Annotated in this window: 21 protein-coding genes; 6 read left to right on the plus strand and 15 right to left on the minus strand. The window is 66.6% G+C overall.

Annotated elements, in window-relative coordinates:
* Positions 1 to 3,182: DUF499 domain-containing protein (locus M3498_01260; GenBank protein ID MDQ3457924.1), on the plus strand; the 3,182-nt coding region annotated here is incomplete at its 5' end.
* A 508-nt stretch (positions 3,183 to 3,690) separates the two neighbouring features.
* Here the strand turns inward: M3498_01260 and M3498_01265 are convergent.
* The 3 genes from M3498_01265 to M3498_01275 are packed head-to-tail and all read right to left on the minus strand — an operon-like array spanning position 3,691 to position 8,101.
* Positions 3,691 to 4,872, minus strand: coding sequence for a type IV pilus twitching motility protein PilT (locus tag M3498_01265; GenBank protein ID MDQ3457925.1), 1,182 nt, complete (start codon positions 4,870 to 4,872; stop codon positions 3,691 to 3,693).
* A gap of 51 nt (positions 4,873 to 4,923) precedes the next feature.
* Positions 4,924 to 7,602, minus strand: a complete 2,679-nt coding sequence (gene tadA, locus M3498_01270) for a Flp pilus assembly complex ATPase component TadA (GenBank protein ID MDQ3457926.1) — start codon at positions 7,600 to 7,602, stop codon at positions 4,924 to 4,926.
* Positions 7,577 to 8,101: a YqeG family HAD IIIA-type phosphatase gene (locus M3498_01275; GenBank protein ID MDQ3457927.1), complete on the minus strand. Its 525-nt coding sequence runs from the start codon at positions 8,099 to 8,101 to the stop codon at positions 7,577 to 7,579. The genes tadA and M3498_01275 overlap by 26 nt, the downstream gene beginning before the upstream one ends.
* Positions 8,102 to 8,422: 321 nt before the next feature.
* Between M3498_01275 and M3498_01280 the strand changes: the two genes are divergently transcribed.
* A complete protein-coding gene (locus tag M3498_01280) occupies positions 8,423 to 9,232 on the plus strand; it encodes a hypothetical protein (GenBank protein MDQ3457928.1) in 810 nt (269 codons plus the stop codon).
* Between the two features lie 98 nt (positions 9,233 to 9,330).
* On the opposite strand, the gene M3498_01285 is transcribed toward M3498_01280, so the two are convergent.
* The 6 genes from M3498_01285 to M3498_01310 all read right to left on the minus strand — a co-directional run bounded on the left by M3498_01285 (position 9,331) and on the right by M3498_01310 (position 16,462).
* Entirely contained in the window at positions 9,331 to 10,833 is a 1,503-nt protein-coding gene (locus M3498_01285) for an O-antigen ligase family protein (GenBank protein ID MDQ3457929.1), read from the minus strand.
* Positions 10,834 to 10,991: 158 nt separating this feature from the next.
* Complete coding sequence (locus M3498_01290) at positions 10,992 to 11,327, minus strand: DUF4342 domain-containing protein (protein MDQ3457930.1); 336 nt, start codon at positions 11,325 to 11,327, stop codon at positions 10,992 to 10,994.
* 100 nt (positions 11,328 to 11,427) lie between these two features.
* Entirely contained in the window at positions 11,428 to 11,775 is a 348-nt protein-coding gene (locus tag M3498_01295; protein ID MDQ3457931.1) for a DUF4342 domain-containing protein, read from the minus strand.
* 229 nt (positions 11,776 to 12,004) lie between these two features.
* The gene (locus M3498_01300) at positions 12,005 to 13,531 is read right to left on the minus strand and encodes a LuxR C-terminal-related transcriptional regulator (GenBank protein ID MDQ3457932.1); all 1,527 of its coding nucleotides are present in this window, start codon (positions 13,529 to 13,531) and stop codon (positions 12,005 to 12,007) included.
* Positions 13,532 to 13,722: 191 nt separating this feature from the next.
* Positions 13,723 to 14,937 (minus strand): DUF790 family protein, encoded by a 1,215-nt coding sequence (locus M3498_01305; protein MDQ3457933.1) that lies wholly within the window; start codon positions 14,935 to 14,937, stop codon positions 13,723 to 13,725.
* A gap of 55 nt (positions 14,938 to 14,992) precedes the next feature.
* Positions 14,993 to 16,462, minus strand: a complete 1,470-nt coding sequence (locus tag M3498_01310) for a DEAD/DEAH box helicase family protein (GenBank protein ID MDQ3457934.1) — start codon at positions 16,460 to 16,462, stop codon at positions 14,993 to 14,995.
* An 88-nt stretch (positions 16,463 to 16,550) separates the two neighbouring features.
* On the opposite strand from M3498_01310, the gene M3498_01315 reads away from it, so the two are divergent.
* From M3498_01315 to thrB, 3 genes are read left to right on the plus strand one after another with little or no spacing between them, the layout of a single operon-like run.
* The gene (locus M3498_01315) at positions 16,551 to 16,748 is read left to right on the plus strand and encodes a hypothetical protein (protein ID MDQ3457935.1); all 198 of its coding nucleotides are present in this window, start codon (positions 16,551 to 16,553) and stop codon (positions 16,746 to 16,748) included.
* A gap of 8 nt (positions 16,749 to 16,756) precedes the next feature.
* Positions 16,757 to 18,256, plus strand: a complete 1,500-nt coding sequence (locus M3498_01320; protein ID MDQ3457936.1) for an NAD(P)H-hydrate dehydratase — start codon at positions 16,757 to 16,759, stop codon at positions 18,254 to 18,256.
* A 22-nt stretch (positions 18,257 to 18,278) separates the two neighbouring features.
* The gene (gene thrB, locus M3498_01325) at positions 18,279 to 19,184 is read left to right on the plus strand and encodes a homoserine kinase (protein MDQ3457937.1); all 906 of its coding nucleotides are present in this window, start codon (positions 18,279 to 18,281) and stop codon (positions 19,182 to 19,184) included.
* Between the two features lie 18 nt (positions 19,185 to 19,202).
* On the opposite strand, the gene M3498_01330 is transcribed toward thrB, so the two are convergent.
* Positions 19,203 to 20,366: a methyltransferase gene (locus M3498_01330; protein MDQ3457938.1), complete on the minus strand. Its 1,164-nt coding sequence runs from the start codon at positions 20,364 to 20,366 to the stop codon at positions 19,203 to 19,205.
* Between the two features lie 258 nt (positions 20,367 to 20,624).
* Between M3498_01330 and tsaD the strand changes: the two genes are divergently transcribed.
* On the plus strand, positions 20,625 to 21,617 hold the full coding sequence (gene tsaD / locus M3498_01335; GenBank protein MDQ3457939.1) for a tRNA (adenosine(37)-N6)-threonylcarbamoyltransferase complex transferase subunit TsaD: 993 nt from the start codon (positions 20,625 to 20,627) through the stop codon (positions 21,615 to 21,617).
* Here tsaD and bshA read toward each other — a convergent pair.
* The 5 genes from bshA to M3498_01360 all read right to left on the minus strand — a co-directional run.
* A complete protein-coding gene (gene bshA / locus M3498_01340; GenBank protein MDQ3457940.1) occupies positions 21,576 to 22,742 on the minus strand; it encodes an N-acetyl-alpha-D-glucosaminyl L-malate synthase BshA in 1,167 nt (388 codons plus the stop codon). The genes tsaD and bshA overlap by 42 nt on opposite strands.
* Positions 22,743 to 22,974: 232 nt before the next feature.
* Positions 22,975 to 23,730, minus strand: coding sequence for a nucleotidyltransferase family protein (locus tag M3498_01345; GenBank protein ID MDQ3457941.1), 756 nt, complete (start codon positions 23,728 to 23,730; stop codon positions 22,975 to 22,977).
* Positions 23,727 to 24,038 (minus strand): type II toxin-antitoxin system RelE/ParE family toxin, encoded by a 312-nt coding sequence (locus M3498_01350; protein MDQ3457942.1) that lies wholly within the window; start codon positions 24,036 to 24,038, stop codon positions 23,727 to 23,729. Before M3498_01350 ends, M3498_01345 begins: the two co-directional genes overlap by 4 nt.
* A gap of 43 nt (positions 24,039 to 24,081) precedes the next feature.
* On the minus strand, positions 24,082 to 24,474 hold the full coding sequence (locus M3498_01355; protein MDQ3457943.1) for a helix-turn-helix transcriptional regulator: 393 nt from the start codon (positions 24,472 to 24,474) through the stop codon (positions 24,082 to 24,084).
* A gap of 165 nt (positions 24,475 to 24,639) precedes the next feature.
* Positions 24,640 to 24,826 (minus strand): PEGA domain-containing protein (locus M3498_01360; protein ID MDQ3457944.1); only part of this gene is annotated, 187 nt, incomplete at its 5' end.

A 24,826-nucleotide genomic window follows, 5' to 3' on the forward strand; every position in this document is an offset into this window, starting at 1 on the left:
AGTTTATGGACGGCAAGAGCGAGATGGACGTACACGCGCTGCTGGTACTGATGTGGGGGCAGTGGAATGAGGTGTTCCGGCGCACGCTGGGGCACGCTGAGCGCACCTATGTCAGCGAGCTGCGCGAAGTTCGCAACGGCTGGGAGGACCAAAAGACGTTTAGCAGCGACGACGCTGACCGTGGCCTCGACACGATGGTGCGGCTTTTGAACGCGGTGAGCGCCGCTCCCGAAGCCGCAGAACTCGAGCGCAGCAAACAGGAATTGCGCCGCCAAGTCTACGAGGAGCAGGCCCGGCGCGAGACCCGCAAGATCGCCAAGGTATCAGCAGTCGAAGGTACGCCTAACGCAGCCCTGAGACCGTGGCGCGAGCTGATCACCCCGCACAAAGACGTGGCGCGCGGCACCTACCGGCAGGCCGAGTTTGCCGCTGACTTGTGGCAGGTCTTTATCGGTGAGGGGGCAAGCAGCGAGTACATGGAGCCCACCGAGTTCTTCCGCCGCACCTACCTCACCGAAGGTTTAAAGGGGCTCCTGACGAACGCCCTACGGCGGCTTTCCGGTCGTGGCGGGGATCCGGTCGTCGAGCTTCAGACGAACTTCGGCGGCGGCAAGACGCACTCGATGCTGGCCTTGTATCACCTCGTCGGCGGCAAGAGCTTAAACGACCTGCCGGGGCTCGAGCCGGTTTTGGAACAGGTCGGGACAGCGCGCCCGAGCGGCGTCAAGCGGGTGGTTTTGGTCGGCAACAAGATTTCACCTGGGCAGCCGAGCCACAAAGCCGACGGCACCGTGGTGCGGACGCTCTGGGGCGAGATCGCCTACCAGCTCGGGCGGCGCGAAGGCTATGACATGCTGCGCGAGGCCGACGAGACCTCGACCAACCCCGGTGACGCGCTGCGCAAACTGTTTGTCAAGTACGGGCCGTGCCTCATCCTCATCGACGAGTGGGTGGCCTACGCGCGGCAGCTGCACAGCGAAAGCGACTTGCCCGGCGGAAGTTTCGAGACGCACTTCACCTTCGCGCAGACGCTCACCGAAGCCGCCAAAGCTGCGCCGCAGACCCTGTTGGTCGTCAGCATCCCGGCGAGCGAGTCGAACATGGGCGCGCCAGGGCAGGGCGGGACGCACATCGAAGTCGGGGGCGAGCGCGGGCAGTTGGCCTTGGAACGGCTCAAGAACGCCATCGGGCGGCTCGAGTCGGCGTGGCGTCCAGCGAGCAGCGACGAAAGTTTTGAGATCGTCCGGCGGCGCTTATTCCAAGAGATGAACCCCGACCAGTATCCACAGCGCGACGCGGTCATCAAGGCGTGCATGATGCTCTACCGCGACAACGCCGGTGAGTTCCCCGCAGCGACCCGTGAGGCCGAATACGAACGCCGGATGCGTGCGGCGTACCCGATCCATCCCGAGTTGTTCGAGCGGCTCTATACCGACTGGTCTTCGTTGGAGAAGTTTCAGCGCACGCGTGGGGTCCTGCGGCTGATGGCGGCGGTGATCCACGAGTTGTGGGAGCGACAGGACAAAAACCTGCTCATCTTGCCCGCGACCATCCCCATCGACGCGGCCCCGGTTCAGTCCGAGCTGACGCGCTACTTGGAGGACAACTGGCTGCCGGTGCTCGAGAAGGACGTAGACGGTCCCGACTCGCTGCCCTTAAAGCTCGACCGGGAGTACCCCAACCTGGGCCGCTACTCGGCGTGTCGGCGTGTGGCGCGCACGCTCTATCTGGGCTCCGCGCCGACGCTGCGCTCGGAGAACCGGGGCGTCACGGCGGAGACGGTCAAGCTGGGTTGCGCGCAACCGGGCGAGACCATCTCGACCTTTGGCGACGCGCTGCGGCGGCTGACCGACCAGGCCACACACCTCTACGTCAACAGCGAACGTTACTGGTACGCGACCCAGCCTAGCGTCTCGAGGCTTGCCCAAGACCGCTCCGGCGACCTCTCGGAAGACGCGGTATTTGAGGAGATCCGCGCCCGCCTGCAAACTGAAGCGGCGACACGCGCCGACTTCGCCCGCGTGCATGTGATGCCGGACTCGAGCAGCGACGTACCCAACGAACCGGGTGCGGGACTGGTTATCTTGGGGCCAAATTCGGCGCATATAGGCAAGGCCAGAGAGAGCGCCGCTCTGAGCGAAGCCGCGAAGCTTTTAGAGACGCGCGGCGGGGGCGCTCGCACCTATAAAAACACGCTTGTCTTCCTGGCCGCCGACGGGGCCAGGTTGAAAGACCTCGAGGGGGCCGTCCGCGCTTACCTCGCCTGGAAGTCCATCGAAACCGACGCCAAGCAGGAGCTGCTTAACCTCGATACCTTCCAGCGCAATCAGGCTAGAACCAAGGTGGCGGACGCGGACAAGACCGTCAGCTCCCGCATCCCCGAGGCTTTTCAGTGGCTCCTTATCCCCAGCCAACCCGATCCGCGCGGCGCGGTGATGTGGGAGGATTTGCGGCTGACGGCGAAAGAGGGTCTGGTGACGCGCGCGGCCAAACGCCTGCGGGCCGACGACTATTTGATCACCGTGTTGGCCGGTACGCTGCTCAGGCGTGAGCTCGACGGCGTACCGCTCTGGCGCGATAACCACGTCGGCCTCAAACAGCTCGCCGAAGACTTTGCCAGCTATTTGTACCTGCCGAGGCTCAAGGACTCACAGGTGCTGCTCCAAGCGGTCAGAGACGGTCTGAGGCTGCTCACCTGGTCGGTCGAGTCGTTTGCTTACGCCGACGGCTACGACCCCGAAAAGGGGCGCTATCTGGGCCTTCGCACCGGTGACGTCCCCCTTGACCTCAATAAGGGGTTACTCGTGCACCCTGACGTTGCCGCTCGGCAATTTGAAGCCGAACGGGTGATAACAGACCCTGACCCGCTCACCCTACCTCCCCCTGACGCCGCAGCAGACCCGCTTGGGCCTGGCCCGAATCCACCTCTACCACCCAAAGAGGCGGAGCTTAAGCGGTTTTACGGCTCCGTCAAGCTAAGTTCGACCCGCTTCATCCGAGACGCTAGCAGCATCGCCGATGCGGTCGTGCAGCACTTGAGCAGCCTCGAGGGGGCCGAGGTCGAGATTACGCTCGAGCTGCGCGCCCGTTTCGACAAAGGTGCGCCGGAGCATGTGGTACGCACCGTGACGGAGAATAGCCGCACGCTCAGGTTCACGAACGCCGGGTTTGAGGAAGAGTAGTGTTAGGTCTAGAGCCCTACGTTCAGCGAATTAGCTTTCGCTAGCATCGAGACGGGCCGTTTTAGCTCTAGCCGTAACCCGCATGCCGGACACGACCGTCATCTAAACGGTCCGCTCTGCCCAAGGTCTTCAATTTAGAGTTGCACTAAGTTTCCTCAGGTGTAGTCAGATGAGGGTTCTTGCTGTCAATATCCGTGAAGCTGTACTGCCCAGCAAGCACTGCGGCTACCAAAAACCACATGAGCTTTGACCATAATTTTGACCATAACGGTATCGTAAAAGTAGGCTTTGAAGCGTGGCGGACCGTGACGTCGGTAGTGTCTGTGAGGGGCATCTAGGACATTCGGTGACACAGCGTTACGGCTACGATTTGCTTTGCAAGCAGAGGGTCATCGGTTCGAGTCCGATAGGCTCCACCATAAGAACAGCGGTATAGAAGGAGTATAGAAGGAAATCGCCACTGGACGGTGTTCAATGGGCGGTGTCCGTAGCGGAGATGCTTGGCTGCTCAGCCGCCCCGCCCGCCGCGGCCGATTCCGCTCGGGGCGGGCGGCTGGGGGCGCGCTTGGGATGAGGGTGCCTGCTTGCCCGCCTCACCGCGCACGCCGCCGGTTTCGACCAGGCGCGCGAACTCCTTGGCGTCTACCGCCCGCGCCATGCCCGTTTCAAAGGAGATGGTGCGCCTGAGGTGCAGCTCGGCCAAGCAGGCGTCCATGGTGAGCATGCCGAGCTGGCCGCCCATCTGGATAGCGGAGAGGATCTGGTGGGTCTTGCCCTCGCGGATCAGATTGCGGACCGCCGGGGTGGCGATCAGGAACTCGTAAGCGAGCACGCGGCCGCCCCCGCCCGCCTTGGGCACGAGCTGCTGGGTGAGGATGGCCTGGAGGTTGTTGGCGAGCTGCACCCGGACCTGAGCCTGTTGGGCCTCGGGGAAGACGTCGATGATGCGGTCGACGGCCTCGGGCGCCGAGTTGGTGTGCAAGGTGCCCATGACCAGGTGGCCGGTCTCGGCGGCGGTCACGGCGGCGCCGATGGTCTCGTGGTCGCGCATCTCACCGACCAAGATCACGTCGGGCGCTTGACGCAGGGCGGCCCGCAGGGCCTTCTGAAAGCCCAAAGTATCCTCGCCGATCTCACGCTGGTTGACGATCGAGTTCTGGTGTTGATGGAAAAACTCGATGGGATCTTCGATGGTGACGATGTGTTTATGGTACTCCTTGTTGATGAGGTCGATCATAGCCGCCAGGGTGGTGGACTTGCCCGACCCCGTCGGCCCGGTCACCAGGACCAGGCCCCGAGGCTGCCGGGCCACGTCGGCGACGGTCTTGGGCAGGCCCATCTTGTCGAAGCCGAGGACCTCCTCGGGGATCATCCTGAGGACGCCGCCGATCGCGCCCCGCTGGAAATAGGCGTTGACCCTGAAGCGGCCGTAGCCGGTCAGTTGAAAGGCGAAGTCGAGCTCCTTGGTCTCCTCGAAGGTGCGCTGCTTTTTTTCGTCCATCATCGAGTACATGAGGCGCCGGGTGAGGTTGGGGTTCAAGGGGCCGTACTCGGTCTTGCACCACTCGCCGCCCAGGCGCAGCATCGGCGGCAGGCCGACGGTGAGGATCAGGTCCGACGCCCGGCGCTCCACCGAAAGTTTGAGGAGATCGACGATGTCGGCCTCGTCTTGCGTTTCCTTCTTGTCCACAGCTTCTCCCCTCGCAGCAAAATTAACCATTTTGAATTTTCAGTTTTGGATCTAGTCCGTCGTCCGCGCCAGGACCTCCTCGAGCGTGGTGATCCCCGTGAGCGCCTTGGCGACACCGTCGTCGCGCAGGGTGAGCATGCCGCGCGCCATTGCCAGCGCCTTGATCTCGCCGGCGGACTTGCCCTGGACGATGGCCGTCTCGACGGCGTCGTCGACGACCAGGAACTCGTGGATGGCGTGGCGGCCGTTGTAGCCCGAACCGTTACAGTGGTCGCAGCCGACGCCGCGCACCAGCTTCTTGCCCTTGATCTGCTCGTCGGTCATGCCGAGGTAGCGCAGGACCTCGGGCGCGGGCGTATAGGCGACCCTACAGCCCGTGCAGACCTTGCGCACCAGGCGCTGGGCGAGCACGCCCAGAAGCGAGGCCGAGACGTTGAAGGGCTCGACGCCCATCTCCTGGAGGCGCGTCACCGCACCGGCGGCGTCGTTGGTGTGCAGCGTGGCGATCAGGAGGTGGCCGGTCAAGGCGGCCTCGACGGCGGTCTTGGCGGTTTCGGTGTCGCGGATCTCGCCGACCATGATGATGTCCGGGTCCTGGCGCAAGAAGGCGCGCAGGGCTCTAGCGAAGTCCATGCCGGCCTTGACGTTGACCTGGGTCTGGTTGATGCCGGGGATCTCGTACTCGACGGGGTCCTCGATGGTGGTGACGTTGACCTCGGGCGTGGCGATGCGCTTCAGGATCGAAAAGGTGGTAAAGGACTTGCCCGAGCCCGTCGGGCCGGTGATGAGCAACATACCGTAGGGCTTGTGGATCACCCCCTCGAAGCGCGTGAAGTTGTGGTCGGCGAAGCCGAGCTGCTCGATGTCGGGAATGCTGGCAGCCTTCTTGAGGATGCGCATGACCGTCTTTTCGCCGTAGACGGTGGGCAGGGTCGAGAGGCGCAGATCGACGTCCAAGGCCTTGTCCTTGAAGCGCACCCGGCCGTCCTGGGGCAACCTGCGCTCGGCGATGTTCAAGCCGCCCATGATCTTGATCCTAGCGGCGAGCGCGCCGGCCGTGGCCTTGGGCATGGTCATGTACTCGCGCAAGGTGCCGTCCTTGCGCACCCGCACCACCACCTTGTCGGGCCGGGGCTCTAAGTGGATGTCCGAGATGTCGCCGAGGACGGCCTCGCGGATGATGTTGTTGACCACCTTGACCACGGCGTTATCGTCGATGGCCGAGTTGTCCAGGAGCTCGAGCGTCTCCTTCTGCTTGGGGCCGACCTCGTCCAAAAGGGCCCGGGCGAGCTCGCCCAGGTCCTCGCCGCTGCGGTAGAAGCGGTTGATGAGGCTGACAAGCGTCTCCTCGGTGGCCACCACCGGCCTGATCTCCTTGCCGGTGATCAGCTTGACATCGTCCAAGGCAAAGACGTGGCGGGGGTCTTTCATGGCCAGGACCAGACTGTTGCCGTCCAGCCTGACGGGCATCACCGTGTAGCGCCTGGCGGTGGTCTCGGGGAGCAGTTTGGCGGCGGCGGGGTCTACTTGGACCTTGCCGGCTTCGATGAACTCGTAGCCCAGCTGCATGGCCAGGCTGCGGGCCAGCATCTCGGGGGAGACCTTGCCGGACTGGACCAGCGTGTCCTCGAGCCGGTTGCCGCCCGGGCGGCGACGGTTCAGCGCCTCGTCGATGTCTCCCGGCGAGACGTAGCCGAGGTCGATAAGCACCTCGCCAAGCGACCTCGCGCCGCCGCTCTTCTGCTGCGCCCCCAAGGCCCAGCGGAGCTGCTCGCGCTTGATCGCGCCGTGCCTGACGAGCGTCTCGCCCAGATGCTCCTTCTCGCCCCTGTAGACGGCTTCGATGAGCTTGCGCACCTCCGACTCGGGCGCGCACACGAACGATACGGGGCTGCTCATGACGGCGAGCAGGTCGCCTGCCGTGCGCGGGTCGCTGAGGGCGACGACGAGCTTGCCGTCCTCTTGGTAGGGCGCCGCTCTGTAGGGCGCCGCGCCAAAGCGCACGGCGTCGAGGCGCAGGAGGGCGGCGCTCAGCCCCTCCTGCTCGCCGCGCGGCTCGAGCGTCTCTACAAAAGGCAGCCGCGCCTGCTTGGCGAGGAGCGCGGCGAGTTGCACCTCGTCCAAGAGGCCCTCCTGGGCGAGCACGCGCCCGAGGAGCCCGCCCGTGCGCCGCTGCCGCGCCAGGGCGGCCTCGAGCTGCGCCGCGCTGAGGAGGCCCTCGTTCACGGCCAAGGCGCCCAGGCGGCTGCCCGGATCGACGGCCAGGTCTTCGGGAGGCTCCAAGCCCAGTTCGGGGTAGTAAGTGGCGAGCCCCCACTGCAGTTCCTTGTGCAGTACCCCGTGGGGTTCGACGCTGCAGCCCGAGGCACTCTCGATCTTTTCGATCTCCGGGGCGTCCAGCGGGTTCAAGAAGGCCACGCGCAGGTGCTGGTCCTCCAAGGAAAAGGCCAGCGCGCCGACCTCCTTGGCGAGCGCGGCGGGCACCTTTGCCAGCGCCTCGGCCGCGACATGTAAGCGCGGCAGGTGGACGAGCGGGATGCCCAGAGACTCCTCGACCGCCCTGCTCAGGCGCCGCTCGCAGATCGCACCGGTGGACACCAGGACATCGGCGAGCCGCCCGCCCGTCTCCGCCTGCCGGCCGATCACCCTCTTCAGGGTCTCGTCGCTCAGGTAACCCTGTTCCAAGAGCACCGCGCCGAGGCGCTTATCGCCAAGGGACAGGGTCGCCACGTTGCCTCCCCAGAATCATCCTCTCGAGCCGGCGCAAGAGGCGCGTGTGCGGCAACCTGCCCGCCGACAGCGGCTCGACCAGGATCGAGGTCATGCCCGCCAGGTTCGCCCCGAGCACGTCGGTGAAGAGCTGGTCACCCACCATGGCGGTCTGCCGGGGGGGCGTACCCAGCAGGTCGAGGCCCCGCCTGAAGGCCGCCTGCGAGGGCTTGCCTACCATGGCGAAGCCCTGGACGCCGAGCAGTGCCGCGTAGTGCTTGACGCGGGCCGAGGTGCCGTTGGAGAGGATGAGCAGGGGTATGCCGCTCTCGCGCAGGCTGAGGGCCCAGGCCGTGAAGCGCGCGTCCAAGTCCACCAGACCCGCACCGGTTGAAGCGACCCCGGTTGAAGCGACCAGGGTGTCATCAAGATCGACCATGACCGCCCGCAGCCCGTGTGCCTTCAGCAATTTGGGGGTGACCTCGTGAACGGCTGTGACGACCAGCTTCGGTTTTAACATCTCGGCTTATACCCTAGCACGGCAAGGGTCTTCAGGAGGCGCCTCGGCTGCCGCGCCGGAGCCGAATGACTGACGTGACACTCGAGGCCGGACCCGGTGGAGTGGTGATTAGGAATTTCGCCCCAGCTTCATGGCTATGCACTACAGTTGTTCCTAGCGGCGGTGCCCTACAATCAAGGTTACGGAGGTGGTATCAGGTATAAGGGTGGTATCAGGTATAAGCAGGATTTCCAAACCGTTTTTCGCTGTTCGTTTCCCCTGCAGTTCACGTCGTGAAAGATCCCTGTTGATTCTAATTCAAGCAAGAAAGTGATGGCAATCATGAAAAAGTTGTCCAAAGTTGTTGGTCTGGCCGCTGTTCTGATGTTCGTCCTGGCCTTCGCACAGCAAGCTATGGTGGAGGTTCAGGTTTCTGAAGACGCTACCTTGGGTGAATACCTCACCGACGCCGAAGGGCGGACCCTTTATCTGTTCCTCAATGACGCCAACGGTGATGAAGGCATGATGGACGAAGACACCATGGGTGAAGGCGTCACCGGTGGCGAAGGTGTTACCGGCGGCGAAGGTGTCACCGGTGGCGAAGGCGTCACCGGTGGCGAAGGCGTCATGGGTGAAGGCGTGACTGGTGGCGAAGGCATGACCGACGACATGGCCATGATGAGCGGTAGCGGCATGAGCACCTGTTACGACCAGTGTGCCGAGCGGTGGCCGCCTCTGCTGGTCGAAGGTGAAGCCGTAGCCGGTGAAGGCGTCGACGAGTCGCTCCTGGGCACGACCGAGCGTGATGACGGCACCACTCAGGTCACCTACAACGGCTGGCCCCTGTACTACTTCGCCGACGACGAAAACCCCGGTGACACCAATGGGCAGGACGTTGGCGGGCGTTGGTACGTGGTTTCCCCCGAAGGCAATCCGGTCATGGATATGGAACCGATGATGGACATGGAAGAAGACATGGACATGGAAGAGGACATGGAAGATGACACGGAGGGCGAAGGCGTCACCGGTGGTGAAGGCGTAACCGGTGGTGAAGGCGTAACCGGCGGCGAAGGCGTAACCGGCGGTGAAGGCGTAACCGGCGGTGAAGGCGTAACCGGCGGTGAAGGCGTAACCGGCGGTGAAGGCAACTAAGGCCCTGATGGTCTGATCCGAGTCACGCCTGCGTTGACTCAGCTACTGTAATTGAGGACCGGGGTAAAGAGCCCCGGTCCTTTCTTTATCGGCTTCTTTCAGGAGCTCGAGCCGCTGCTGCCGGGCCTAGAGGGAGCAGCCCCGTCCGGACGGGCTCGAGCCCTGGGTATTCGGTAGACAATCCCGGCGCTGAGCGCCCACCACGCCAGGTGGCTGTACTGCGCGGACTCGAACCAGGTCAAGCAATAAACGAGGTAGACGACGGCCAGGACCTCCAGCCCGCTCCGGGCGGGGTTGCGCAAGGTGCTGAAAAGGGCGTAGCCAAAGAGCGCGGCGTAGAGCAAAAGCCCGACCACCCCCACCGACACGGTGAGGTCCAAGACGAGGTTGTGCGCCTTGTTGGTGAGCACCCCGCCGCCGTACTCCTGGCCATCCGTCCCGATATAGCGGAAACTGTTGTTGTTGACGCTCACGATCTCGGCGACGGGCACCCCTTCCGAGAGACGGTAGCGGTATCTGTCCCAGTCGGCGACAAAGGGCCAGGAGAGCCCAAAGCCGTTGAAGCCCCAGCCGAACATCGGCCGCTCGGTGATAGCGCGAAGCGCGGTTTCCCAGAGGTGGGTGCGCGCCGAGGAGAGGGTGCGCGGGTCGGCTTGTACGGAGGGAAAGTCGCGGTAGCGGAGGGTTTGCAGGCTGTTCGCGCCCTCGAACAGCCCGAAGGTCAGGCCGGTGAGAACGACGGCCCAGAGGAGCGTTCGTCGTGTCGGCGCGCGACCCCAAAAGCGCCACACCAGATAGACGAAACCGGCGATGAAGGCAAGGGTCACGCCGCGGGTCGAGGTGGCCCAGAGCGCCAGGGTGATGAGAGTGTAGCCGGGCCAAGCGAGCTGGGGTTTGAGCCAGCCGCGCAACAGGCCTACGAGCGCGAGCATCGACGCGGCCGCGAGAACGAAGCCGGCGTGACCGCGACTGGTGAAAAAGCCGCCGGGCATCTGGTCTTGACGCATGGTGCTGACCAGCAGGGTGGGGTAGCGTGCGCTCACCTGCCCGGAGGTGGCGGTGTAGTCGAGCCGCCAGTCGAACACTTGGGGAAAGATGCCGCCGGCCAGCAGAACGCTGCCCGCCAAGATGCCCAAGAGCTGGACGCGAAACAGCCTCGGGTTGAGCTGCAGCACCAGGGCGTTGCTGAGGAAGAAGGCCCCGACCAGCAGCCAGTAGAGCCAGCCGTCGCCCATCTCCGGATGGGCGCGCAACGAGCTCTGCGGCGACGGGCTCAAAAAGGTCGTGACCAGACCCGAGAGGAGGAAGAGCGTCCACAGCAGCCCGGCCCATCGCAAGGCAGGAGACGGAGCCAGAGGCGACTGCTGTAGCGACTGCTGTAGCGACTGCTTTAGAAGGCGCCCGAGCAGGCCGGACTGAAGGCTCAGCCGGAAGAGCAGCAGAAAGCCGAGGTTCAGCAAGGTGATGACGGCCACCACCACCACTTTGGGCGAGGTCCATATCTCGCCGCGGCCGGAACCCCAGGGATTGATGGCGACCAGGCTCAGGCCAAACAGGGCCCCGTAAATAACCATCGGTGCCAGCGCTTGCAGTCTCCGCACGTTCGCATCCTAGCATGGCGAGACGGGCGATCCGCTCCCCCTTGGATCACCCGCCCATCGTCCCTTGGAGGCGGTATGGGTGTCGGCGGCCAAGGGAGGGCTCGAGGACAGAGCTCGAGCCCTCGGCACTGGATCCGACACGGGCTTAACGGACGGGCTTAGCGGACGGGCTTGTCTGCTCGAGGCGGGCTCTCCTTGACCTCGGTAGCGACGATGAACTGCACCTTGAGGGCGAGCGCCACGACCACGGCGACGATGACAAAGGGCGTGGCCTGCCACAGGAGCACCAGGCCGAGGAGCACGGCCAGCGTCACCGGGATACGCAGCAGCGTCCGGTCGTCGGCGCTCCTCAAGATCAACTGCCGGTCGTTGCCCCGTTCGACGAGCCTGCTCAGCGCACGGGCCAGTTCCCGGAGGAGTCCCATCAGGGAGGCCAAGAAGGGGCGGCTGGATTTGGCACCGGGCCGAGGGGTGAAGGGAGCTTGATCGGTCATGTCTTTCCTCCTTTGGGAGCTTGAGCTTTCGGGTCGCTGCCTGGGCTCGGGGCCCAGGAAGTCCTAGGAAGTCCTAGGAAGTCCAGAGGCAGTCTTGGGCTTAGAACGGCTCGTCAAGCACCTTGCTCGCTTGCCCGGCGCCTTCTTGCGAGGCTTCTTGCGAGCTTTCGGCCGGGCGCTCGACGGTGATGGTCAGGTTGGCGACGAGCGCGGCGATGGCGCCGATGGAGGCCCAGACGGGCAGGAGCACCGTGCCGATCACCCCGACGGTGAGAGGGATCTCGATGAGCGTCTTGCCCTCTTCGTTCTTGAAGGTGATGCGGCGGATGTTGCCTTCGCGCACGAGCTCCTTGACCTTGGCCACCACGGCCTCGCCGCTGACCTTGAACTCCTCGGTGATGACGCGCTCTTCACCGGCCTTGTCGTGGGTCGTCTCGTTGTCCGTCATGATGCTCCTTTTTTACCTTTTGATTTTTTACCTTTTGACCTTGCGCCTGTAAGCCTTTGTAGGCCTTCTCGCGCCTGGCCTGTCCAGGCGCCGATGAGATCAGTCTAGGAGGCGACGGGGTGAGTTGTCGTCACCCTTAGGGGTGAGCAGGGATGAGCCCAGGGTGAAGGCGCCGGCCTCGAGGCGCCGAGATGACAAGACGAAGTGTCGAGATGTCGAGCAGCCGAGGCTAGAGCAGGGCGAGTTCGCGCGCTCTGAGGGTTGCCTGCGTCCGGCTGCTCACGCCGAGCTTGCCGTTGATGTTCTTGCTGTGGGTCTTTACGGTATTGAGCGAGATGGCGAGACGCCGGGCGATCTCTTTGTTCGAACATCCTGCCGCGATGAGCCTGAGCACCTCGAGCTCGCGCTCCGATAGGGGCTCGAGCCGGTCTCCCCCTGTGGGCGGAGCCGCGCCGGCCCCTTTACCGGGCTCCTCGAAGTCATGAAAGAGGCGGCTCTGTTGCTCCAGCGATAGCCCCCGCGCGACCGCCTGCTCGAGCAGGTCGGGCAGGGGCGCGGCGCTGCCCGAGGCGTGCAAGAACGCCGTCAACTCCCGGCGGATCGCCTCGCCCTGGGGGTGCGCCTCGATCATCTCGGCGGCGCCGGCAAGGTCCTCGCCCAGCAGCGCGTGGCGCAGGGCCTCGGCCGGATAGCCGCTGTCTTTAAACCAGCGGCTCGCCCGGCGGTGAAGCGTCGGCGGGAGGTCCGGCCTCGCCTGGCTGAGGCGGTGCCCCAACAGGTCCAGGAAAAACGCCTGGTAGCGGTACCAGTCCCGCCGGTTGTCCAAGGGGAGGATGAAGAGGTTGTCCCGCTCGAGCCTCTCCAAGCGCGCCTGGCTCCCCTCCAGGCCCGTCACGGCGTCGCAGAGGGGGCCAGACAGGCGCGTTAGGACCGAGGTCAGGACGAGGAAGTTCTGCATGTCGTCCGGCTGGCGCATCAACACCTCCTCGGTCAGGTAGTCGAGGACGAAGCGGTCGGTGCCGGTAAAGGTCTCGATAAAGCCGGACACCTCCTCGCGCCCCTGCAGCGACAGCGCGGCGAGCTGCAGGCCCGCGATCCAGCCCTCGCTGCGCCTGGCGAGCTCCGCGGCGTCCTCTTTGGAGAGCTTGAGGTTCATGACGTCTAGAAAGCTCTGGACCTCCTCCTCGCCAAAGCGCAGGTCCTCGCCGCGCAGTTCGCGCAGCTCCCTCCGAACGCGCCGGCGGGCGAGGGCCAGGGGCGGATCGCTGCGGGTTCCCAGGATCAGGTGAAACTGCGCCGGGCTATGCTCGAGCAAGAACCTCACCGCGCCGTGCACCGCCTCGCTGGTGATGGCGTGGTAGTCGTCCAGAACGAGGACCAGGTCGTCCTCGTTGTGCGCGAGGTCGTTGAGGATAAAGGTCAAGACGGCGCCGCTGTCGTCCGGGTCGAGGGTGGCGACGGCGCTGCCGGCCTCGCGCAGCGTCTCGTCGACGCGCTGCAAGGCGGCGAGGAGATAGCCCAGAAAGCGCCTGGGGTCGTTGTCGGCCTCGTCCAGCGAGAGCCAGGCGACGTCCTTATCGGTCCTGTCGTACCAGCTTGACAGCAGCGTGCTCTTGCCGTAGCCCGCCGGGGCCGATACCAGCGTCAGCCTGCCTTTGACACCCTCCTCGAGCGCGGCAAGGAGCCGCTCCCGCGTCACCTGCCGCTCGCGCTTGGGCGGTGGGTGAAGCTTGGTGGTCAGCAGCGTGCTCGGCACAGGGTAAGTATAGCGGGTATAGCGGAGCGGCCCTTACCGTGAGAGCCGGCCTTTAGGGTTCGGTCCCGCATGGCATGCGCTCTAGGCGCCCTTCGGATACCGCTCAACCCAGCCCGCTCAACCCAGTCTGAGGTCCAGCCGGTGTCGGAGAAGCCCTGGTCGTCCGTCTAGGGCGGCCTTCAGTTCAGGATCTACTCGAGCAGCGGCAAGACCATCTTGGGGATGACCTTGCCCTTGAACCACAAGACGCGGGCGGGCAGGTTGTCGAGCTTGATGCCCGCCTTCTCGAGGTTGAGCCTTTCCGACACCGCCAGGATGAGGTCGTCGCGCAGGGCGCGGCGCACCTGGGCGAACTTCTTCCTGAGGTAGTCGGGCCGCCAGTAGCCGACGATCTCCATCAGGAACGCCCTCCCGTCGGGATGCACTAAGCGGAAGTCCGGCACCATCACCGAGCCGGGCAGGGTGACCAGGTCCACCTCGCGCTCGAGCCGCCACTCGGTCTCGGTCTTCTGCCAGCCCTCGGCAAAGGACTTCTCTATCATGCTGTCATAGGCCCTGCCGGGCGGGTAGTGCGAGACCAGGCCGCAGTGCGAATCCAGTGTGAAGCGGCTGACGGCGGGGGTGCCGTCATAGCTCAGCCTCGGCTTGAGCTCGGCGACCATGCTCCACTTTGTGACGTGCAACAGCGCCGGCAGGAGCTTGGCGAGCGCGAGGCCGTAGCGGGTGCTGGGCGAAAAGAGGCTGGCGGGGCCGTCGATGGTGACGGTGAAGCCGACGTCGGGGTCGCCCTCGATGTAGCTCATCAGGCCGAAGAGCTTGAGGTAGCGGAAGAGCAGCTTGTACTCGCCGGGGTCGTTGCGGTGGGCGTGGATGACGACCCGCTTGGCGCGGTAGAGCACGCCCTGGACCTGGGCGAGGTTGTAGCGGTGGAGGAGCGCCTCGGAAGAGGGCGTCTCGAAGGCGGTGACGAGCTGGTTCTCGGGCAGGTCGGCGTAGAGCCCCGCCTCGACCTGCTGGGGCGCGACCTCCCTTTCGAGCGCCTGGCTGAGCGCAGCGGCGACGTGCGCGAGGAGGTCGCTCCGCGCTTCGCGGCTGGGAACCCCCGTCGCCGCCAAGCCGAAGACGCGCTCGCGCAAGGCCTCCGGCTCCAAGGGGCTCACCGTCTCGAAGGTGGTGAAGGAGCTCGCCAGGATGTGGGCCAGGCCGCGCTTGACGCGGTAGTCGGTGGCCTCGCCTTCCAGGACCTGCAAGCGCTCCTCGAGCTCGCCCCTCCTCAAGCCCTTGCAGCCCCCATAGAGGCCGATGATTTCCCCTGCCAGCTCGAGGTTCCGGCGACCTGGCTCGAGCCGCTTGGGCAGCAGTTCCTCGCCGCTGGTGCGGTAGATCAGGAGCTCGCTGGGCAACACTAGAGGGTTACCATTACAGGTTCACCACTACGGGTTCACCACTACAGGCTCACCACTACAGGTCCTCGATGCTCGCGGCGTCGTCGTCGTCGATGCGCTCGAAGAGCGGGGCGCGTGGGGCCGCTGTCCTGGAGGAGGCTCTGGAGGAGGCCTGGCCCGCTTCCCTCTCGCCGCGTCGCCGCCGCGACACGCCCTCCTCGCCCGTGTCCTCGGCGATCACCTCGTAGAGCACCGCCTTCTTGCCCTCACGCGGACGCAGGATGCGGCCCAACCGCTGGATGTGCTCGCGGCTCGAGCCGGTGCCCGACAGCACCACAGCGATGCTGGCCTCGGGCACGTCGACACCCTCGTTCAAGACCCTGGACGTCACCAGGGTCGGGTAGTCGCCGCGGCGAAACTTGGCAAGCGTCTCGTGGCGCTCCTTGACCTTGGTCTTGTGGGTGATGGCGGGCAACAGAAAGTCCCTCGAGATGCGGTAGACGGTGGCATTGTCGTCGGTGAAGATGAGGCTGCGCGCCGGGTAGTGCTGCGTCAGCAGGTCGGCTAGGACGCGCAGCTTGCCCTCGGTGCCAAAGGCGATTCCTCGCGCCTCGCGGTGCGCCAGCATCGCCGCCCGGCCCCCCTCGGAGCGGGCGCTGGCTTGGACGAAGCGCTGCCAGCCCGCCAAGGTGCCCAGGCCGATGCCGCTCTTTTGCAAAAAGAGGTTGCGCTTCTCCACGAGCTCGTCGTAGCGCTTGCGCTCGGCCTCGGAGAGCCTCACTTTGATCTGCACGACGCGGTGCTCGGCGAGGGCGCCCCCGGCGAGCTCCTCGGGTGTCCGGCGGTAGACCACCGGGCCGATCAGCGTATCCAGGTCCTCGTGCTTGCCGTCGCTGCGCTCGACCGTGGCGGTGAGGCCCAGGCGGTAGGGGGCGATGGCGTACTCGGCGACGACCCGGTAGAACTCGCCCGGCAGGTGGTGACACTCGTCGAAGACGAGCAGGCCGTAGCGGTTGCCGAGCGTCTCGGCGTGAATCGCCGCGGAGTCGTAGGTCGAGACCAGGATGGGCGTGCGGTCTTTCGAGCCGCCGCCCAAGAGCCCCACCTCGGCGTCGGGAAAGGCCGCCCGCAGGTGCGCGTACCACTGGTGCATGAGGTCCAGGGTCGGCACCAGGATCAGCGTACTCCGGGGCGTCGCCTGCATGGCGAGCTGCGCCAGGTAGGTCTTGCCCGCGCCGGTGGGCAAGACGACCACGCCGCGCCGGCCCGCCCCCGTCCAGGCCTCAAGCGCCTCCCTTTGATGGGCAAAGGCCTCGAGCTCCACGGCGGGTCTCAGGACAAAGGCCTCAAAGCCCCTGGCCTTGTCGGCGACCGCTACGCCCTCGGCCTTGACGGCCTCCAAAAAGCCCCGGTAGTGCAAGGCGGGGATGCGGAACTTCTCGATGCGGTCGTCCCAGGTGGCGAAGTCGATCCAGCGCTTGCCCCCGGGCGGCGGGTGGACGATGAGGGTGCCCCGGTCGAAGGTCAGCTTGCTGGCACGTGTCACGCCATGAGGCTACCACTTGAGGCCGCTACGGCCTGTCGGGCAAAGGCGCTATGGTTTTGATGAAAATGCTTTTGAAAAGCGCGCCGTAATGAGGTCACAGCCCATCTGGATCGAGCCTGAGATAAGCATAGACGAGCGGGTTCGAATCGAGGAAGAGGCGCCCAGGAAACAAGAGGCCTTGGGTGATCGCAGTGTAGAGGGCGCCGTTCTCAACGACGTCGGCATCATCCAGAACGGGCTCGAGCGCTGCCAGGAGGCGCTTTCGCGTTTACCGCCAAGGCGGTAGACTGGGGTATGAAGCTCTTTACCGCCGCAGGGATGCGCAGGGCGGATCAGGCCGCCGCCGACGCCGGGATCCTGCTGCTGCTGCTCATGGAAAGCGCGGCCAGGGCCGTGGCCGCGGCCGCCCTGCGCCACTACCCGGACGCCCGGTGCCTGCTCGTCTTAGCCGGCCGGGGCAACAACGGCGGCGACGCCTACGGCGCGGCGCGGCACCTGCTCCTGGCGGGGCGGCAGGTGAGCGTGCTCGAGCTCGCCGAGGGCCAAGACGCGCTGGGCTCTAGCGAGGCCAGGGCGATGCGCGCCGCCTGGCTGGCCTATCCCGAGGGGCGGACCGGAAGGCTCGAGCCCGCCAGCCTGGGTGGCCATCTGGACAGGGCCGACCTCGTCATCGACGGGCTCTTTGGCAGCGGCATGACGCGGGCCCTGGGAGGTGAGCTGGCCGAGATCGTCGCCCTGGTGAACGAGAGCCCGGTGGACGTCTTCAGCATCGACCTGCCGAGCGGCCTCGGTAGCGACGGCGGAGGGGTCATGGGGCCGCACATCCGGGCCTCGCGGACCCTCCAGCTCGCCGGACCCAAGCTCGCCAGCGTCTTCTACCCGGCGCGTGAAGCCTTTGGGCGCTGGGAGGTCGCCGGCATCGGGATTCCCGCCGCCGTCCTCGAGCAGCACGCCGCGATCATGCTCTTGGGCCGCGACACGGTGCGGGGCTGGCTGCCCACGCGCGAACAGGACAGCCACAAGTACCGGGTGGGCACCGTCCTGGTGGTGGCGGGCTCGAGGCGCTACGGCGGCGCCGCCAAGCTGACCAGCCAGGCCGCGCTCCGGGCTGGGGCGGGCCTCGTCACCCTGGCCTCGACCGCGCGCGGTGAAGGAGCCTGGGATGAGCTCATCGTCGAGGGCCTGGAGGCCTGGAACGACGAGGCGGTGGCGCGGATTCTGGGGCTCGCCGAGAGTCGCCGGCAAGGGCTGGTCCTCGGCCCCGGCCTGGCCGACGAGGCGGGGCCCTTCGTCGCGCCGCTGCTGGAGCGTGCCGACGTCCCCACCGTGCTCGACGCCGGCGCGCTGCGGGGTGACGAGGCCTGGTGGGAGGCGGTGAGGCGTCACGGCCGCTGCGTGCTCACGCCCCATACCGGCGAGGCGGCGCCGCTCCTGGGGCGCTCTGCCGAGGAGATTCGGGCCGAGCCCTTGGCGGCGGCGCGGGACCTGGCCGAAAAGGCCGGGGCGGTGGTGGTGATGAAGGGCCGGACGACGGTCATCGCCGCCCCGGACGGCCGCATCGCCGTGAGCACAAGGGGGCATCCCGGCATGGCGACGGGCGGCTCGGGCGACGTGCTGGCCGGTCTCCTGGGCGCCTGGCTCGAGCAAAACAGGCTCTTTGAGCGCGCTTGCGCGGCCGTCTTCGTCCACGGTTTGGCGGGCGAACTCGCCGCCGAGGCTTACGGCGACGGTCTCATCGCCAGCGACCTCAGCCAGCACTTTCCCAGGGCCTGGCAGGCCGTCAAGGGTGCCTAGGCCGTTACCTAGGCCGTCAAGGGTGTTTGGGCCGTCAAGGGTGTTTGGGCCGGCGACCGTCTTGGTGCCCGCGACGAGCGCCAACCTGGGGCCGGGCTTCGACTGTCTGGGGCTGGCGCTGGGGCTCATGCTCACGGTGCGCGCCGAGCCTTGGGCCCAAGACGCCTTCCGCTATAGCGGCGAGGGTCGTCTGCCCGACACGGCCGACAACCTCGTTCACCAGGGCTTTCGGGCGGTCTACGGCGAGTTGGGCCTCGAGGTGCCGCCGGTTCGCTTCGAGGTGCAGAACCCGATCCCGCTGGCGCGGGGCTTGGGCTCGTCGTCGGCGGCGCTGGTCGCGGGCGCGGCGCTGGCCGACCGGAGCTTGGGTCAGCCCCTGGGCCGGTACGGCGTCTTTCAGCTCTGCGCCCGGCTCGAGGGTCATCCCGACAACGTCGCCCCGGCGGTCTATGGCGGCTTTACCGTCTCGGCGGACGGGGGCGGGCGCTTCGTCAGCGAATCCCTGCCGCTGCCGAAGCGCTGGCAACTGCTCTTTGCCGTGCCCGGCTTCGAACTCTTGACCAGCCAGGCGCGCGCCGTCCTGCCCGCGGGCTACGCGCGCCAGGACGCCGTCTTCAACACCAGCCGCAGCGCCCTGTGGACGCTCGCGGTGGCCCTCGACAAGCCCGAGCTCCTGCGCGTCGCCGCCGAGGACCGGCTGCACGAGCCCTACCGCGAAAGGCTCGTGCCCGGCATGGCCGCCTGCCGCGAGCGGCTCTACGGGGCGGGCGCTATGGCCGTCTTCCTCTCCGGCGCCGGGCCGAGCCTGGGCGCGGTCAGCCTCGCGGACGAGGCCAGCGCGCGTTGCCGCGAGGCGATGCGGGACTTCGCGGGCGAAGGGGGGCGGGTGCTGGCGCTCGCCTCGGGTCCCGGCTACTGCTTCGTTTAAGCCTGGGTTCATCTGGGTTCAGCGAAGCGCCTCGAGCACCTTGAAGCCCCCCTGCCGCGCCCTTTCGCGCCACGATGACCAGTTCGCCAGCTCGAGTTCGTAAGGAAGCGCGGCGTTGGCGACCAGGACGAGCCGGCCGCCGGGCAGGAGGCGCCGCTTGGCAGCGGCGAGAAAGGCCCGCGGCACTTCCAGGACCACCCTCTTGCCGACGTGAAAGGGGGGATTGGCGAGGACCAGGTCGAAGCGCGCCTCGCCCCCAAGCGCGCTGTCGACGTCGGAGTGAAGAAAGGCGGCCTCCAAACCCAGGCTGGCCGCGTTGGCCCGGCTCGAGCGCACGGCGGCGAGGTCGTCGTCGAGACCGGTGACCTTGGCTCCCGCCCCAGCCGCCTTGAGCGCCAGGAGGCCGTAGCCGCAGCCGAGGTCGAGCACGCGCTGTCCCGCTAAGCTCGTCCCCGCTAAGCCCGTCAGCTCCAGCGCGTCCAGCAGCGCGGCCGTGCCGGGGTCGAGCTTGCCCGCCGCGAAGACGCCGGGCTCGGCCGCTAGCTCGAGCCCCGCCGCCTCGAAACGGATGGGCAGGGCGGGCCTCACGTCCTCTCGCCGCTTCGTCCCCCGCACCAGCCGCCAGCCGCCGCGCTTGGCTAAGACCTCGAGCGCGCCCAGGCGCTCCTTCAGGTAGCCTTCGTAGCGCTTGGCGCCCTCGTCCTTGTGCATGACCGCGTAGAGCCGGCCGCCCGTCCTGAGCAGCGCGTGCGCCCCGTCGATCTCGGCCTGGACTCGCGCCGTGCCGCGGTCGGTAGCGGGGGCGAGCGCCACCGCGTCGGCCTCCGCTACGCCGTCCCAGGGCAGGGCGGCGGTGAGCGTCACCTCGGGGAGGCCCGCCAGCGTCCTGGCCGCGCAGGCACCGGCGGCCTGGGAGGGCTCGAGCACGGTGACCTGCTCAGCCAGGCCCCTCGCCTTGGCGACGAGGGCGAGAAGGCCGGCACCGGCCGTGGCGTCGACGAGGTGAAGCGCCCCCAGGCTCAGCCCTTCCGCCATGAGCAGGACGCCGGGATGCGGGTTGGGATGGCCGCGAACCCCGGCCTTGCTGTAGTAAGCCAAATCGTGCCCCGGTAGCCTCAGCCTCTGCGCTTTGGGGCTGAAATAGCTCGACAGGGCTCCGTCACTCGAGACGTCGTCGTTCATATCGTTAAGTAGCCATGCAAAAGAAATTGTGGAAGCTGCTCCCCTTGCCCTCGCCAGATTGTAACTCTTAGCCCTGAGAACTTCACAAGAACTTTTGTGTAGGTGCTTATCTTTGCATCATCGTTCTTTGCGCCGTGGGTCATGGCGACGAGTTTAACAGCTCCGCGGCTGTGCTAGATTGGCAGCGTGAGCCGTGCAGTCCAGACTTCGAGCGACAGTTCGAGCGACAGTTCGAGCGACAGTTCGAGCAACAGGGTCATCCTCGGCATCGACACCTCCTGCGACGACACCGGCGTCGGGCTGGTGCGGGGGCATACGGTCCTCGCCAACGTCGTCGCCTCGCAGACGGCGCTCCACGCGCCCTACGGCGGGGTCATGCCCGAACAGGCGAGCCGTGAGCACCTGGCGGTCATCGACGCGGTCTTGGGGCGGGCACTGGCCGCGGCGGGGCTGGGGCTGGACGAGGTGGACGCGGTCGCCGCGACGCACGGCCCCGGTCTGGTCGGCGCGCTCTTAGTCGGCCTGGGTTACGCCAAGGCGCTCGCCTGGGCGCGCGCTTTGCCCTTCGTCGCCGTGCATCACTTGGAGGGCCACATCGCCTCGAGCCTGGCCGGGGCCGATATCACCCCGCCCTTTCTCTGTCTCATCGCCTCGGGCGGCCACAGCAGCCTCTTTACGGTGCGGGCCTGGGGCGACTACCTCGAGCTCGGCCGCTCGCGCGACGACGCGGCGGGCGAGGCCTTCGACAAGGTGGCGCGGCTCCTCGGCCTCGGCTACCCCGGCGGGCCGGAGCTGAGCCGGCTGGCCGCGGGGGGCGACCCGGCGAGGGTCCCCTTGCCGCTGCCCATGAAGGGCCAAAAGGGCTTCGACTTTTCCTTCAGCGGGCTCAAGACCGCGGTGTCGCTCCTGCTCCAGCGCCAACCGGAGGTGAACAGGGCCGACCTGGCGGCGAGCTTTGAGCATGTCGTGGTCGAAAGCCTCTTCGAGGTGACGCGGCGCGCGGCCGCGGCTCACGGCCACAGCCAACTGGTGGTGGCCGGCGGGGTCGCGGCCAACCGGCGGCTGAGGGAGCGGTTTTCGGAGAGCGGGCTGGCGGTCTTCTTTCCGCCGCTCGAGCTGGCGACCGACAACGGTGCCATGATCGCCTTGGCCGCCCAAGGCAAGCTGGCGGCGGCCCGGACGGAGGGCTGGAAGACGGATGGCTGGGAGCTAGACGCCAGTCCCTACCTGCCGCTCGGTGCGTCTCCCTGACAGCGCCCGCCCGTAGGCGCCGGCGTAGAGCGGCACCACCTTGCCCTCGCAAAATTCCGCCACGGCGTGCGCCCGCGCCGCCTCGGCAAAGGCCTGCTGCCGCTCGGGGTCGCTGAGGAGCCTGATGGCCGCCTCGGCCATGCCGCGCACGTCGCCCATCTCGCAGAGGTAGCCGGTCACGCCGTCCACCACCACCTCGGGAATGCCGCCGGCGCGGCTGGCGACGACCGGCACGCCGCTCGCCATCGCCTCCAGGGCAGCTAGACCAAAGGACTCCTTGGCGCTCGGCAAGAGGAAGAGGTCGCTGATCGCCAGGACGTCCTCGATGCGCAAAAAGGAGCCCAGGAACGACACCCGGCCGCTCACGCCGAGCTCATGGGCGAGCTCGACCGCCCGGGGCCGGTCGGGGCCGTCGCCGATCATGAGCAGCCTCGAGCCGATGCTTTCGGACACCTCGGCGAAGATGCGAATCACGTCCAAGACGCGCTTGACCGGGCGGAAGTTGGAGACGTGCACGAGCAGCTTCTCGTCGGGGTGCGCGTAGCGCAGTCTCAGCTCGCCGGACCCGCCGGGCTTGAAGCGCCGGTGGTCGACGGCGTTGGGAATGACCGTGATGTCGCGTCTTATGCCCATTTCGGCGTGGGTGTAGTCGGCCAGGTGGCGGCTCACCGCCGTGACGGCGTCCGAGCGCTCGATGGCGTACTGGGTGGTGCGCAAGTAGGCGGGCTCCAGGCCGACGAGCGTCACGTCGGTGCCGTGGAGCGTGGTGACGACCGCCGGACGGGGCTGGCGGCGGCACATGTCGCGCGCTAAGATCGCGGCGGTGGCGTGGGGGATGGCGTAGTGCGCGTGAATGACGTCCACGTCGTACTCCTCGATCACCTCGGTGAGCTTCGAGGCCTCGGCCAAGGTCGTCAAGGGCGCATCGAAGAGCGGATAGCTCATGCTCTCGACCTGGTGATAGAAGACCGTGGCCAGGCTCAGGCTCAGTTCCCCGAGGCGGAAGGGCAGGCGGCCGGCGACGAAATGCACGTCGTGACCCTGATGGGCGAAGGCCAGGCCGAGCTCGGTCGCCACCACGCCCGAACCGCCCGCGCCGCCGTGGAGCAAGACGGCGATGTTCATGGCGTTCCGGTCATGGCGTTCCGGTCATGGCGAGAGCTTTGGAAAGGCCGCGGGGCGCGCGGAGGCTGAGGTTTCGAAAGGGATACACGTCGCAGTCTAGGGTGCGGACGCAGCGGCCACCGTTATACAGCTTACTCGTCGTCTGCCTCTCGAGTCTTGATAGCAGCCTCCGCATCCTGCCGGGGGTCGGAATCCAGGTTAAGCGCACGTCAAGACGACCTTCTCCTGACCTCTACCGGGAGCTGCCGAGCGGCGGCGCACTGAAGCCCTCGAGGTGGCTCGCCTTGTCTACGTCGGCGCCGATGCTGGCAAAGGGTGTCTGATAGGTCCGGACGGGCACGCCGGCGAGCGCGCTGACCCTGGCCTCGGCGTCCTCCAGGCTGAGCCGGCCCAGGGCGAACTTTAGCAGCGTTCCCAGACCCACCACGCTGGCGGCGGCCACAGGGTTCTTGCGCATCCGGTAGAAGCGCTCGACGAGCGGCACCAGCGTGGGCACGGCGCCCGGCTTCAGCAAGAAGAAGTTGCCGCCCGTGAACTCGCCCTCCTCGAGCCGCGCATAGGTGCGCTTGGCCTGGGGAAACCGCGCTTCGGAGACGCGCCGGGCCACTACCGGATAGACCAGCGCCGCCTCGGGCGCGTTCTCGAGCAGGTCGTCTACCGCCGCCGCCTCGAGCCAGGGCAGGTCGCCCGTCGTCACCAGGAGACGCTCGGCCCCCGGAAAGCGCGCCAAGGCCGCCTCGAGCCCCTGCCGGGTGCTCTCGGACACCCGCTCGCCGCCCGGCACCACCTCGTCGGCGAGCGCCGCCAGCGCGGGCGTCGTCGGCCCCACGTAGACGACGCCGCCGATATGCCTACTGGCGCGCAGAGCGTCCAGAACATAGCCGGCCATCGGTTTGCCGCCGAGCGTCAGGAGCGCCTTGGCCGCCACGCCCTGCTCGAGTTCGTCCCCCTCGTTCCGAGCTGCCAAGACGACTGCCGCGACGTTCATCTCTTTCCCAACCTCCTTCTGGCCACCTCGTATACGTCGGCCTTGCTCCCCGCCTTACGGATGCCGATGACCACCACGATGACTATGCCTTCAAGCTTGCCTATCTTGTACAGCACCCGGTAGCGTTGTCCAGCGGCCCGGACCTTGTATAGCTCCTTGAGGTCGCCGCCAAGGCGCTCACCACGTTTGTCCGGCTCGGTCTGCAAGCTACCGATCTTGCGTCCTACGGCTTTGCGGGTGCGGGTGTCAGTGATTGCTCCCAAGTCATTTCTAGCTTCGTCGGTAAGGGTGATGGCGAATCTCGTCACCTTGCTCCCCTGCACAAAGGCGTGCCAGGAAAACGGAGTGCCCTCAGAGCCCCAGCTCCGCCTTGACTTGCTCCCACGGGATGAGCTTGGCCTCACCCCGCTCGAGCTTTGCCAGGCGCTCCAGAATGTCCGGGTGGTCGTCTAGCACCTCGTCCGTCTCGGGATCTCCGGTGTAGGCAACGCCGGCGGCGCTTATGCCTGCGGGTGGCTTGCCGACCGCCTCGAGCAGGTCGTCAAACTTTACAGGTTCTCCCGTAAGCCGCTCGAGCGTCTCCATGACCGCGCCCAAGGTGTCGAGATCTACCCGCTTCACCTCACCTCTAGCCAGTGCGTAGATGCTCCCTCTAGCTACCTTGCCGCTGGTTTCTTGGGCTAAGCGGTAGGCGCTGAGGTTGTGGGCGTCTAGATAATCTCCCAAGGTAATCCGTATGTCCATGCCATCAATATAGCACCATCAATGGAGCACCGTGTCGGTATACTGACGGTAGTGACAGCTTCATAGCAGGGCTCTCCCTGGTGCGGGCTCGAGCTGCGGGGCGGGCCTCTCCACATCCCAAAGCAAAGGAGGCCGCGAAGGCCTCCTCCATCACGCCCTAGCGGGTTAGCGCCGCGCCTGCCGGGCCTGGACCTCGGTCGTCCTGCCGGGGCTGATCTCGAAGTCGCGGATGACCGTGCTGTAGCCGGGCGCGACCACCACGAGTTCGTGGCTGCCCGCGGGCAGGTCGGGGACGCTCAGGCGGCCGGTGCCGCTGGGGACGCTGCCGACCTCGCTGCCGTTGATATAGACC

The sequence above is a fragment of the Deinococcota bacterium genome, from assembly GCA_030858465.1.
In the GTDB taxonomy this organism is placed as follows: Bacteria; Deinococcota; Deinococci; order Deinococcales; family Trueperaceae; genus JALZLY01.

What these genes read in the sequence shown, in the direction of transcription:
- M3498_01275 (MDQ3457927.1), bottom strand. Translation starts at nt 8,101, where the DNA reads ATGTTAAAACCGAAGCTGGTCGTCACAGCCGTTCACGAGGTCACCCCC.
- M3498_01315 (MDQ3457935.1), top strand. Translation starts at nt 16,551, where the DNA reads ATGAGGTCACAGCCCATCTGGATCGAGCCTGAGATAAGCATAGACGAG.
- M3498_01295 (MDQ3457931.1), bottom strand. Translation starts at nt 11,775, where the DNA reads ATGACGGACAACGAGACGACCCACGACAAGGCCGGTGAAGAGCGCGTC.
- M3498_01320 (MDQ3457936.1), top strand. Translation starts at nt 16,757, where the DNA reads ATGAAGCTCTTTACCGCCGCAGGGATGCGCAGGGCGGATCAGGCCGCC.
- M3498_01330 (MDQ3457938.1), bottom strand. Translation starts at nt 20,366, where the DNA reads ATGAACGACGACGTCTCGAGTGACGGAGCCCTGTCGAGCTATTTCAGC.
- M3498_01280 (MDQ3457928.1), top strand. Translation starts at nt 8,423, where the DNA reads ATGAAAAAGTTGTCCAAAGTTGTTGGTCTGGCCGCTGTTCTGATGTTC.
- M3498_01345 (MDQ3457941.1), bottom strand. Translation starts at nt 23,730, where the DNA reads ATGAACGTCGCGGCAGTCGTCTTGGCAGCTCGGAACGAGGGGGACGAA.
- M3498_01290 (MDQ3457930.1), bottom strand. Translation starts at nt 11,327, where the DNA reads ATGACCGATCAAGCTCCCTTCACCCCTCGGCCCGGTGCCAAATCCAGC.
- bshA (MDQ3457940.1), bottom strand. Translation starts at nt 22,742, where the DNA reads ATGAACATCGCCGTCTTGCTCCACGGCGGCGCGGGCGGTTCGGGCGTG.
- M3498_01355 (MDQ3457943.1), bottom strand. Translation starts at nt 24,474, where the DNA reads ATGGACATACGGATTACCTTGGGAGATTATCTAGACGCCCACAACCTC.